The following is a 12514-nucleotide window of genomic DNA, read 5'->3' on the forward strand; positions in this document are numbered from 1 at the left end:
GAAGGACGCGCGGCGCCTTGGTCACGGCAAATCCCTAAGGGTCCGGAATTTTCCCAATTGCGCCTCAATGTGACGTCATTCCGCGTTGCACATTGCGGCTGATATGGCTAGAGAATGTGCAACGAATGGACGTGCTTGGTTTTTGTGCATGGTTAACTCAACCAGATTGGCCGCGCCTTTGAACGTCGGCGGCGTGGAAATCCGCAATCGCGTATTCCTCGCGCCGATGTCGGGCATCACCGACGAGCCTTTCCGGCGGCGCGCCCATGCGCATGGCGCGGGCCTGGTTGTATCCGAAATGGTGGCAAGCGGCGAACTCGCCAAGGGAAGAGCCGGCTTCGATCTGCGCATACGTCATTCGGGCCTGCCCGTCCATATGGTGCAGCTAGCCGGCCGCGAAGCGGCATACATGGCCGAAGGCGCGCGGATCGCCGCGGGCGAGGGCGCTGACATCATCGACATCAACATGGGCTGTCCGGCCAAGAAGGTCACTGGTGGTTATGCCGGCTCGGCATTGATGCTGGATCTCGACCATGCGCTGTCGCTGATCGAGGCCGTGGTCGGCGCGGTCAAGGTGCCGGTGACGGTCAAGATGCGGCTCGGCTGGGACGAAGGCGCGCTCAATGCGCCAATCCTCGCGCGCCGGGCCGAGCAGGCGGGCGTCAAGATGGTGACGGTGCATGGCCGCACGCGCTGCCAGTTCTACCAAGGCAAGGCCGACTGGCGCGCCATCGCTCGCGTCAAGGAAGTTGTGTCCATTCCGGTCGTTGCCAATGGCGATGTCTGTTCCCCGGCCGAGGCAGCCGCCATTCTCGACCAATCGGGCGCTGATGCGGTGATGGTCGGGCGCGCGCATTACGGCGTGCCCTGGATCGCCGGTGGCATCGCGGCAGCGGCGGCGGGCCAAACGGCGGCCAACGTGCCGCAGACTGCCGCGGCTCTGGCCGACTATATCGTTGGCCACTACGAGGACATGCTGGCGCTTTATGGCGTCGAGAGCGGTTTGCGCCAGGCGCGCAAACATCTGGGCTGGTATCTCGATCGCCATGCTGTTGGCGTCGCCGACGACCATCGAAAGGCCATCCTGACGACGTTCGATCCGGCTCGCGTCATTGCCTTGCTGCGCAATGTGTTTTCGCGCGATCCGCAACCCTTGAGCCTGCGGAGCGCCGCATGAACGCCACCGCTGGCCAGGGAACTGAAATGGCGGATGCCGCCCAGATCGTCCTCAACACCATCCGCCGCCCGGTGATCATGATCAGCGAGGACGGGTTCATCACCTTCGCCAATGCCGATGCCGAGGACTTCTTTCGCTCCAGCGCGACCATGCTGGCGCGCAACACGCTGTCCAAGCTCGTCCCCTTCGGCAGCCCGCTGCTGACCCTGGTCGATCAGGTGCGCGAGCGCCGGGCTCCGGTCAACGAGTATCGGGTCGATGTGTCGTCGCCACGCCTCGGCATCGAGAAGGTCGTCGATCTCTATGTCGCACCAGTGTCGGAATTCCCGGGCTCCGTCGTGGTCATGTTCCAGGAACGGTCGATGGCCGACAAGATCGACCGGCAGATGACGCATCGCGGTGCCGCACGCTCTGTGACCGGCCTCGCAGCGATGCTCGCCCACGAGATCAAGAACCCGCTCTCCGGCATCCGCGGCGCAGCCCAGCTGCTCGAACTGTCCGCCTCCGACGAAGACCGCGCACTGACCCGGCTGATCACCGACGAGACGGACCGCATCGTCTCGCTGGTCGATCGCATGGAGGTGTTTTCCGACGAGCGGCCGATCGATCGCTACCCCGTCAACATCCATGTCGTACTTGACCATGTGAAGGCGATCGCAAAGAACGGTTTTGCGAAGAAAATCAGGATATTGGAGGACTATGATCCATCATTGCCTCCGGTATTCGCCAATCGCGACCAGCTGATCCAGGTGTTCCTGAACCTGGTCAAGAACGCCGCCGAGGCAATCGGCAGCGACCCGCATGGCGAGATCGTGCTGTCGACCGCATTCCGGCCGGGCATCCGCGTTTCGGTTCCAGGCACGCAGGACCGCGTGTCGCTGCCGCTCGAGTTCTGCGTGCGCGACAATGGCTCCGGTGTCTCGGAGGATATCCTGCCGATCCTGTTCGATCCCTTCATCACCACCAAGCCGAACGGCTCGGGGCTGGGGTTGGCGCTGGTCGCCAAGATCGTCGGCGAGCATGGCGGCATCATCGAATGCGAATCGACCCCGCGCGGGACCACCTTTCGCATCCTGATGCCGGCCTGGAAGGAAACGCCGTTCGGCGCTGAAGAAGACGGTGAAGGAGACCGCAAATGACCGTTCGCGGCAATATTCTCGTCGCCGATGACGATGCGGCGATCCGCACCGTGCTCAACCAGGCTCTCTCGCGCGTCGGCCACGAGGTGCGCGTCACGTCCAACGCCTCGACCTTGTGGCGCTGGGTGGCGGCGGGCGAGGGCGACCTTGTCATCACCGACGTGGTGATGCCGGACGAGAACGCCTTCGACATGCTGCCGCGCATCAAGAAGGCGCGGCCGGAGCTGCCCGTCATCGTCATGAGCGCCCAGAACACGTTCATGACCGCAATCCGTGCATCCGAGACCGGCGCCTATGAATATCTGCCGAAACCGTTCGACCTGACCGAACTGCTCAACATCGTCAACCGGGCGCTGTCGGAGCCCCGCCGGCCGAAGATCGATGCGCGGCCCGATGAACAGCCCGAAACGATGCCGCTGGTCGGCCGCTCGGCGGCCATGCAGGACATCTACCGCATGCTGGCGCGCATGATGCAGACCGACCTGACGGTGATGATCTCGGGCGAATCCGGCACCGGCAAGGAACTGGTGGCGCGCGCGCTGCATGAATATGGCCGCCGTCGCGGCGGACCGTTCGTCGCCATCAACATGGCGGCGATTCCGCGCGACCTGATCGAATCGGAACTGTTCGGCCACGAGAAGGGGGCTTTCACCGGTGCCCAGAACCGCTCCACCGGCCGCTTCGAGCAGGCAGAGGGCGGCACGCTGTTCCTCGACGAGATCGGCGACATGCCGATGGAGGCGCAGACGCGCCTGCTGCGTGTCCTGCAGCAGGGCGAATACACGACGGTCGGCGGCCGCACGCCGATCAAAACGGATGTGCGCATCGTCGCCGCCACCAACAAGGATCTGCGCACCTTGATCAACCAGGGACTGTTCCGCGAGGATCTGTTCTATCGTCTCAACGTCGTTCCGCTGAGGCTGCCGGCGCTGCGTGAGCGCTCCGAGGACGTGCCCGATCTCGTGCGCCACTTCTTCAAGCTCGGCGAGATGGAAGGGCTGCAGACCAAGCGTATTTCGTCCGGCGGCATCGAACTGATGAAACGCTACCCGTGGCCGGGCAATGTGCGCGAACTGGAAAACCTGGTTCGCCGGCTGGCCGCGCTCTATTCACAGGATGAGATCTCCGCCGAAATCATCGAGGCGGAGCTGAAGACCGGCGAGCGCCCCGTGGTGCCCGGCGGCGGCAACCTCATTCCCGACGACCTCTCCATCGGCCAGGCGGTCGAGCATTTCCTGCAGCGCTATTTCGCCTCGTTTGCCGGCGAATTGCCGCCCGCCGGGCTTTACCAGCGCATCCTGTCCGAAGTCGAATATCCGCTGGTCCTGGCCTCGATGACGGCAACCCGCGGCAACCAGATCAAGGCCGCGGAGCTGCTGGGGCTCAACCGCAACACGCTGCGCAAGAAGATTCGCGAACTGGGCGTCAACGTCTATAAATCGTCGCGGCCGGGCTGAGCGCTGATCTGACGCACTCTTTTCAGGGGACTGAGCGGCGAAAGATTTCCGCCATTGTCACACTTGTTGCATAATCGCCACAATGCGTTGCATAGATCGGACGCAATCATTGGCTCCCAGACGGCGACATGGCTCCGCAGGCACCTGTACTCAACCAACCGCTATTCAGCGAACCCGGCGCGCGCGACGGTCGCCGCTTGCTGGCATTGCCCGGCGTGGTGGCGGTTGTCGGCGCGCTGGTCATGGCGGCCATTTCGTTCACCATCCTGGTCGGCGCGACGCCGATCGCGCCTGACGCCAGGACGACCTGGGCGCTGATCGCGCTCAACGCCGCTTTCGTGCTGTTCCTGATGGCGCTGGTCGGGCGCGAGGTCCATCGCATCGTCATGGCGCGCCGGCACGGCAAGGCGGCCTCGCGCCTGCATGTGCGCATCGTTGCCATGTTCGCGCTGGTTGCCGCCATTCCCGCCATCATGGTGGCCATCATCGCCTCGATCACGCTCGATATCGGCCTTGATCGCTGGTTCGAGATCCGCACCAAGACGATCGTCAATTCCTCGCTGTCGATCGCCGATGCCTATGTCCAGGAAAATGCCCGCAACTTGCAGGGCACGACGCTGTCGATGGCCTATGATCTCGACGCGTCGCGAACACTCTACGGCCTTGATCGCACAGGCTTTCTCGACCTCTTGAACAAGGAGGCGGTGGGCCGGTCGCTGGCCCATGCGGCGCTGATCAAGCCCGACGGTTCGTTCGTCATGAGCGCGCAGACCGATGCCGATTTCGCCATGCCGGAACCGCCGGAAGGCGCAGTCAGCAGCGCCACCGATGGCAAACCGGTGCTGATAGAGCCGCGCACCCGCAACATCATGGGCGCCATCGTCAAGCTGCGCGAGATCGAGGGCCTCTACCTCTACACCATCCGCCTTGTCGATCCCGAGGTGATCAAGGCGAGGCAGATCGTCAGATCCAACACCGACGAGTATCGCAATCTCGAAGACAACAGGCGCACCTCGCAAGTGGCCTTCGCACTGCCCTATCTGTCGCTGACCCTGATCATCATCCTGTCGGCGATCTGGACCGGCATCGCGGTCGCCGACCGTCTCGTGCGGCCGATTCGCCAGCTCATTGGCGCTGCCGACGAGGTGGCGACAGGCAATCTAGACGTCGCGGTTCCGGTCAGGCCTTCCGACGGCGACGTCGCCTCGCTGGGTGACACCTTCAACAAGATGCTGCTGGAGCTGAAATCGCAACGCAACGAGATCCTGTCGGCAAAGGACCTGATCGACGAACGGCGGCGCTTTTCCGAAGCCGTGCTTGCCGGTGTTACCGCCGGTGTCATCGGCGTCGATCCCTACGGCATCGTCACCATCGTCAACCGTTCGGCCGAATCGATGCTGGCCATCTCCGCCAGTGCTGCACTCGGGCAGAACCTTTCCGCCATTCTGCCGCATGTTGGCCGTGTCTTCGAGATCGGCCGCCAGTCGGGCAAGCCCGTCTACCGAGAGCAGGTGACGTTTTTCCGCGCCGGCACGGAACGCACATTCAACGTGCAGATCACCGTCGAGGCGGGCGATGACGGCTCGGAGGAGAAATCCTACGTCGTGACCGTCGACGACATCACTGATCTGGTCCAGGCGCAGCGTTCTTCCGCCTGGGCCGATGTGGCGCGCCGCATCGCCCACGAGATCAAGAACCCGCTGACGCCGATCCAGCTTTCGGCCGAGCGCATCAAGCGCCGCTATGGCAAGGTCATCACCGAGGACCGTGAGGTTTTCGACCAATGCACCGACACCATCATCCGGCAGGTCGAGGACATAGGCCGCATGGTCGACGAATTCTCCGCCTTCGCGCGCATGCCCAAGCCCGAGATGAAGGCCATCGATCTGCGCGAATCGCTGCGTGAGGCGTCCTTCCTGGTCGAGGTCAGCCGCGCCGACATCACCTTCGAGCGGATTTTCGGTAACGAACCGCTCAAGGGCACGTTCGACAGTCGCCTTTTGGCGCAAGCTTTCGGCAATGTGATCAAGAACGCCGCCGAGGCGATCGACGGACTGGAACAAAAGGACGGTTCGCACGGCATAATCCGGATTCAAGCCGGTCGTCAGAATGGCGCGATTCGAATCGACGTCATCGACAATGGCAAAGGCCTGCCGCGGGAGAATCGCCAACGGTTGCTCGAGCCCTATATGACCACGCGCGAGAAGGGCACAGGGCTTGGTCTCGCTATCGTCAAGAAGATCGTGGAGGACCATGGCGGCAGGCTGGAACTTCATGATGCGCCTGCGGATTTCCATGGCGGCCGCGGGGCGATGATCAGCATCATCCTGCCGCCCGCGGCCGTCACGCCGTTGCGCGAAGGCAAGTCGGAACACGAGAGAGAAACTGAAAAGGTCGATAATGGCGTCTGATATTCTCATCGTCGATGACGAGGAAGACATCCGCGAGCTCGTCGCAGGCATACTGAGCGACGAAGGTCACGAAACCCGTACGGCATTTGACGCCGACAGCGCGTTGGCGGCCATTGCCGACCGGGCGCCGAGGTTGATTTTCCTCGACATCTGGCTGCAGGGCTCTCGCTTGGACGGCCTGGCGCTGCTGGACGAGATCAAGACCATGCATCCCACTTTGCCCGTGGTGATGATCTCCGGTCACGGCAACATCGAAACGGCGGTCTCGGCCATCCGCCGTGGCGCCTATGACTTCATCGAGAAGCCGTTCAAGGCCGACAGGCTGATTCTCATCGCCGAGCGTGCGCTGGAAACCTCGAAGCTGCGACGCGAGGTTTCCGATCTCAAGCAGCGCAGCGGCGAGACCTTCGACCTGATCGGCATGTCGTCGGCCATGAGCCAGCTGCGCCAGACCATCGAGCGCGTCGCACCGACCAACAGCCGTGTCATGATCATCGGCCCGTCCGGATCAGGCAAGGAACTTGCGGCGCGCGCCATTCACACGCTGTCGGCCCGCAAGGGCGCGCCGTTCGTGACGCTGAGCGCTGCCAACATCACGCCCGAACGCATGGAGATCGAACTGTTCGGCACCGAATCGAATGGTGTCGAGCGCAAGGTCGGCGCGCTGGAGGAGGCCCATCGCGGCATCCTCTACATCGACGAAGTGGCCGACATGCCGCGCGAGACGCAGAACAAGATCCTGCGCGTGCTGGTCGAGCAGCAGTTCGAGCGTGTAGGGGGCACCAAGCGGGTCAAGGTCGATGTCCGCATCATCTCCTCGACCTCGCAGAACCTGGAAGCCATGATTGCCGACGGGCGTTTCCGCGAGGATCTCTACCATCGCCTGGCGGTGGTTCCGGTGATGGTGCCGGGGCTGGCCGAGCGGCGCGAGGATATTCCCTATCTCGTCGACAATTTCATGAAGCAGATCGCCCGCCAGGCCGGCATCAAGCCGCGCCGTATCGGCGACGATGCGCTTGCCGTGCTGCAGGCGCACAATTGGCCGGGCAACGTGCGCCAGCTGCGCAACAATGTCGAACGCCTGATGATCCTGGCGCGCGGCGACGACGTCGATGCGCCGATCACCGCGGACCTTCTGCCATCCGAGATTGGCGATGTCATGCCGCGAACGCCGAATCAGTCCGACCAACACATCATGGCGCTGCCGCTGCGCGAAGCGCGTGAACAGTTCGAGAAGGACTATCTGATCGCCCAGATCAACCGCTTTGGCGGCAACATCTCCAAGACCGCCGAGTTCATCGGGATGGAGCGCTCGGCTCTGCACCGCAAACTGAAGTCGCTGGGCGTCTGACGCGCGGGAGCTGTGCTGAACCGCGCGTGGTCCAAGCATTTGCCGGTTACGGCGGCGGCGGAATCGCATAAGAAAGCCCGAGAATTTTCCAGGGGTCGCCAATGCCGCGCATTGCCTATGTCAACGGGCGCTACGTCGCCCACGCGGACGCTTCCGTGCATATCGAGGATCGCGGCTATCAGTTCGCCGATGGCGTCTATGAGGTCTGCGAGGTGGCACGCGGCTTCATCGTCGACATGCCGCGCCATCTTGCCCGGCTCAACCGCTCGCTGACCGAATTGTCGATCGCGTGGCCGGTGGCGCGTAACGTGCTGCCGCTCATCCTGCGCGAAGTGGTCAACCGCAACCATGTCGTCAATGGGCTGGTCTATGTGCAGGTAACGCGCGGTGTCGCCAGCCGCGAGTTTGTTTTCCCGTCGGCGGACACCAAGCCGTCTTTGGTGGTCACTGCCAGAAAGGCCGATCCGGCGGCTGGAGCAAAGCGAGCAGAGACCGGTATCGCGGTCATCACCGTGCCAGAAAACCGCTGGGACCGGGTCGATATCAAGACCGTCGGACTGCTGCCCAATGTATTGGCCAAGCAAAAAGCCAAGGAGGCCGGTGCTCAGGAGGCATGGTTCGTCGACACCGACGGCAACGTCAAGGAAGGCGGCTCGTCGAACGCCTGGATCGTCACCAAGGACGGCGTCCTGGTTACGAGGCCAGCGGATCACGGCATCCTGCGCGGCATCACCCGCACGACCATGTTCGAAGTTGCGGCAAAGCTCGGCCTGAAGATCGAAGAGCGCGGTTTTTCCGTCGCCGAGGCCAAGGCGGCGCGCGAGGCGTTCATCAGTTCGGCTACGACGATTGCCATGCCGGTCGTGGCCATTGACGGCGATCCTGTGGCCAATGGGCACCCCGGCTCAGTGACACTTTCGTTACGGCAGGCCTTTTTTGACATTGCGGAAAAAAGTCCAGCCTGATAACCGCACAGGTGGAATGAACATCAATATATCTCGTTCTGCTTGTCGTTACTGACGACAAGACGGTGTTTGCGTGCTTGACATGTGCCCGACAATTTGGCGCATTGGCTTGCAAACCGAAGGGGATCGGCGAAAGACAAGAACAATGGCGGAACGATCGCAAAACCTTCAGGACCTGTTCCTGAATTCAGTTCGCAAGAGCAAGAACCCGCTCACCATCTTCCTCATCAACGGCGTGAAGCTGACCGGTGTGGTTACTTCGTTCGACAATTTCTGTGTGCTGCTGCGCCGCGACGGTCACTCTCAGCTCGTCTACAAGCACGCCATTTCCACGATCATGCCGAGCCAGCCGGTTCAGATGTTCGATGGCGAGGAAAGCCAGGGCGCCTGATTGGCACGTGAGAAGGACGCGGACGGCACGGTTCGCGGAAAACCAGCGCATCATCCCGGGACGGAAGCCAAGGGGCCGACCCGGGCTGTCGTCATTGTGCCCGTGCTTACCCGCCAGCCGCGCGGCGACGACGACACCAACCGCCCTCGGTTGACGCGCTCGGCGGACGCTCGCCATGACGAGGCGGTCGGCCTTGCGCGCGCCATCAATCTCGACCCTGTCCATACGGCTGTCGTGACGGTCAACGATCCGCGTCCAGCGACCTTGCTCGGCAGCGGCAAGGTTGAAGAGTTCGCCGAGATCGTCAAGGAAAACGACGCCGAGCTGGTCATCGTCGACCATCCGCTGACCCCGGTGCAGCAGCGCAATCTCGAGAAGGAACTGCATGCCAAGGTTCTGGACCGCACCGGCCTGATTCTCGAGATCTTTGGCGAGCGCGCCCGCACCAAGGAAGGCACGCTGCAGGTCGAGCTTGCCCATCTCAACTACCAGAAGGGCCGCCTGGTCCGCAGCTGGACCCACCTTGAACGCCAGCGCGGTGGCGCCGGCTTCCTCGGCGGCCCCGGCGAAACCCAGATCGAATCCGACCGGCGGCAGTTGCAGGAAAAGATCATCAAGCTGAAGCACGAGCTGGAAACGGTGCGTCGCACCCGCGACCTGCACCGCGCCAAGCGCAAGAAGGTGCCGTTCCCGGTGGTGGCGATCGTCGGCTACACCAATGCCGGCAAGTCTACCCTGTTCAACCGGCTGACCGGCGCGGACGTGCTGGCGCAGGATATGTTGTTCGCCACGCTCGACCCGACGCTGCGCCGCGTGCGCCTGCCGCATGGCACGCCGATCATCCTGTCGGACACGGTCGGTTTCATCTCCGACCTGCCGACGCATCTGATCGCGGCTTTTCGCGCGACGCTGGAAGAGGTGGTCGAAGCCGATCTCGTCATCCATCTGCGCGACATTTCCGATCCCGACACGGCGGCACAGGCCGAGGACGTCGAGCGCATCCTGGCCGACCTCGGTGTCGACGCCAGTGATGCCAAGCGTGTGATCGAGGTCTGGAACAAGGTCGATCTGCTGGACGAAGGCAACAGGAGCCGTCTGCTTGCCGATGCCGCCGACGGCAGCAAGGGTCCGCCGATCGCCATATCGGCGGTGACCGGCGAGGGCATCGATGCGCTGAAGGCGGTTATCGAAACGCGCATGGCTGGCGAGCTCGAAGACCTTACGGTGACGATCGAGCCGGCGCAGTTCGGCCTTGTCGATTGGCTGTATCGCAATGGCGATATCGTTTCGCGCACCGACAATGAAGACGGCAGCGCCACCATCTCGCTCAAGGCCACGCAAAGCGCCCGCGAAGAGATTGAAAGCCGATTGCGCCGTAAAAACAACGGCTAGGACGGAGAAATTGCAGGAAAAGCGTATAACGCTTTTCCGTCCTGATTGCCGGCCTATAGGGCCCTACGTCGCGCTCTTCGCTTCCTGCCAGAGCGCTTCCATCTCGTCCAGGGTGGCCTTCTCCAGCGTGTTGCCGGACTTCTCCAGGGCCTGCTCGACATAGTGGAAGCGTGACCGGAATTTTTCGTTGGTGCCGCTCAACGCGGCTTCCGAATCGAGCTTGAGATGACGGCCGAGATTGACGACGGCGAACAGCATGTCGCCGAACTCGTCCTTGATCGAGGCCGTCTCGCCCTTCGCCAGAGCCTCGCGCAATTCGCCGATCTCCTCCTCGATCTTGTCGAGGATGGGGGCTGCCTCGCTCCAGTCGAAGCCGACGCGGGCAGCCTTCTCCTGAAGTTTCAGCGCCCGTGTCAAAGCGGGCAGGGCGACCGGAACACTGTCCAGAAATCCCTTGCCATTGTCTTCGGGGTCGAGGCCGCGCGCGACACGGGCTTGCCGCTTCTCCGCCTTCTCCTGCGCCTTGATCTTCTCCCACATGCCCTTGGCCATGCCGGCGCCGCGGGCTTCCTCGTCGCCGAAGACATGCGGGTGGCGCCGGATCATCTTGGTGGTGATGGCCTGGACGACATCCGGGAAGGCGAATTTACCCGCTTCCTCGGCCATTTGCGCGTGGTAGACGACCTGCAGCAGGAGGTCGCCGAGTTCATCCCGCAGATCACCGAGGTCACCGCGCGCGATGGCGTCCGCCACCTCGTAGGCTTCCTCGATCGTATAGGGCGCGATGGTCGAGAAATCCTGCTCGATGTCCCAGGGGCAGCCGGTCTTCGGCGCACGCAGCGCCGCCATGATCTCGATCAGGCGCGAAATGTCTTTGGATGGCGTCATGCGGCGGATGCTATCCTGCGACCCGACGCGCGGCCAACGCTGTCAGCCTGCAAGGGGGCCTTGTCCACAGCTGAGCCGCCTCAGTCGAGCACGGAGATGATCGCCTTGGCGAGGTCGTCCATGCCGTCCTCTGGCAAACCGGCGACATTGATGCGGCTATCGCCGACCATGTAGACGCCGTACTCGGCACGCAACCGCTCGACTTGCGCTTCCGTGAGACCAAGCCGCGAGAACATGCCGCGATGGCTGGCGACGAAGTCGAAGCGGTCGGAGTTGGACTGCCGGCGCAGCGCCTCGGCGAAAGCCACGCGAAGCCTGAGCATGCGTAGGCGCATCTCTTCCAGTTCGGCTTCCCAGTCGGCGCGCAGGCTTGCGTCTTCCAGCACGATGCGCACCGCCGCGGCACCATGGTCCGGCGGCATCGAATACATTGCACGTGCCGCCGACAGCATCTGGCTCATCGCCACGTCGGCCTGCGCGCTGTCCCTGGCCAGGATCATCGCCGCGCCGACACGGTCGCGGTAGACGGCGAAATTCTTCGAGCAGCTCGAGGCAACGACCATCTCCGGTACTTTCGCCGCCAACAGGCGCAGGCCAATAGCGTCGGCCTCGAGGCCGTCGCCAAAGCCCTGGTAGGCGATGTCGACGAATGGCAGCAGGCCGCGTTCGACGACCAGATCGGTGACGGCCTGCCACTGCGCCGCGTCGAGGTTGGCGCCAGTCGGGTTGTGGCAGCAGCCATGCAGCAGCACCACGTCGCCGTTCTTGGCCGTCCGCAACGCCGCCAGCATGTCGTCGAAACGAACAGCACCAGAGGTCGCATCGAAATAGGGGTATTCGCGGATCTGCAGGCCGGCGGCGCGCATCACCGGCATATGGTTCGGCCAGGTCGGGTCCGACAGCCAGATCGTGGCGTCCGAACGGGTCCGCTTGAGCAGCTCCGCCACCAGGCGAAGCGCACCGGAGCCGCCAGGCGCCTGTGCCGCCCGGATGCGCGTCATGTCCGCGCCCGGCCCGAAGGCGAGCTTGGCCATCACCGCGTTGAACCCGGTGTCGCCCGCGAGCCCGAGATAGGTCTTGGTGTCCTGGCTGTTCAGCAGCCGCTTTTCAGCCTCACGAACGGCGCGCATCACCGGCGTCTTGCCGTCGCGATCCTTGTAGACGCCGACCCCGAGGTCGACTTTGTTGGGTCGCGGATCGGCGCGATAGAGGCCGATCAGGGCCAGGATCTTGTCGGCGGGAGCTGGCTGCAGTTCTTCGAACATCGCTATGGTTCCGTTGGCGCGGCGGAGTGATACGCAAATAGAGCGCACTTCGCCAGCGGTTTAATTGCGCAAAACGGA

10 protein-coding genes are annotated in these 12514 nt (G+C 63.2%); 8 read left to right on the forward strand and 2 right to left on the reverse strand.

The window, feature by feature from the left end; translation table 11 throughout:
- Window positions 1–148: 148 nt before the first annotated feature.
- The 8 genes from dusB (at window position 149) to hflX (ending at window position 10283) form a co-directional block, all read left to right on the forward strand.
- A complete protein-coding gene (gene dusB / locus ACVILI_RS19000; protein ID WP_064982415.1) occupies window positions 149–1177 on the forward strand; it encodes a tRNA dihydrouridine synthase DusB in 1029 nt (342 codons plus the stop codon).
- A complete protein-coding gene (locus ACVILI_RS19005) occupies window positions 1174–2316 on the forward strand; it encodes a two-component system sensor histidine kinase NtrB (protein ID WP_019858033.1) in 1143 nt (380 codons plus the stop codon). The genes dusB and ACVILI_RS19005 overlap by 4 nt, the downstream gene beginning before the upstream one ends.
- Window positions 2313–3773 carry a nitrogen regulation protein NR(I) gene (ntrC, locus tag ACVILI_RS19010; RefSeq protein ID WP_019858034.1) on the forward strand — a complete coding sequence of 487 codons (1461 nt, stop codon included), beginning with the start codon at window positions 2313–2315 and terminating at the stop codon, window positions 3771–3773. Before ACVILI_RS19005 ends, ntrC begins: the two co-directional genes overlap by 4 nt.
- A gap of 128 nt (window positions 3774–3901) precedes the next feature.
- Complete coding sequence (locus ACVILI_RS19015) at window positions 3902–6184, forward strand: sensor histidine kinase NtrY-like (protein ID WP_019858035.1); 2283 nt, start codon at window positions 3902–3904, stop codon at window positions 6182–6184.
- Window positions 6174–7535, forward strand: a complete 1362-nt coding sequence (gene ntrX, locus ACVILI_RS19020) for a nitrogen assimilation response regulator NtrX (RefSeq protein ID WP_010909346.1) — start codon at window positions 6174–6176, stop codon at window positions 7533–7535. Before ACVILI_RS19015 ends, ntrX begins: the two co-directional genes overlap by 11 nt.
- Before the next feature lie 101 nt (window positions 7536–7636).
- A complete protein-coding gene (locus tag ACVILI_RS19025; RefSeq protein WP_019858036.1) occupies window positions 7637–8500 on the forward strand; it encodes a D-amino-acid transaminase in 864 nt (287 codons plus the stop codon).
- Between the two features lie 145 nt (window positions 8501–8645).
- Complete coding sequence (gene hfq / locus ACVILI_RS19030; RefSeq protein WP_006202172.1) at window positions 8646–8891, forward strand: RNA chaperone Hfq; 246 nt, start codon at window positions 8646–8648, stop codon at window positions 8889–8891.
- Window positions 8892–10283, forward strand: a complete 1392-nt coding sequence (hflX, locus tag ACVILI_RS19035) for a GTPase HflX (protein ID WP_064982413.1) — start codon at window positions 8892–8894, stop codon at window positions 10281–10283.
- A gap of 63 nt (window positions 10284–10346) precedes the next feature.
- Here hflX and mazG read toward each other — a convergent pair whose 3' ends face one another.
- The gene (mazG, locus tag ACVILI_RS19040) at window positions 10347–11171 is read right to left on the reverse strand and encodes a nucleoside triphosphate pyrophosphohydrolase (protein ID WP_038646712.1); all 825 of its coding nucleotides are present in this window, start codon (window positions 11169–11171) and stop codon (window positions 10347–10349) included.
- Between the two features lie 80 nt (window positions 11172–11251).
- The gene (locus ACVILI_RS19045; protein WP_038646714.1) at window positions 11252–12436 is read right to left on the reverse strand and encodes an amino acid aminotransferase; all 1185 of its coding nucleotides are present in this window, start codon (window positions 12434–12436) and stop codon (window positions 11252–11254) included.
- Between the last annotated feature and the right edge of the window lie 78 nt (window positions 12437–12514).

The organism is Mesorhizobium sp. USDA 4775 (assembly GCF_054062655.1).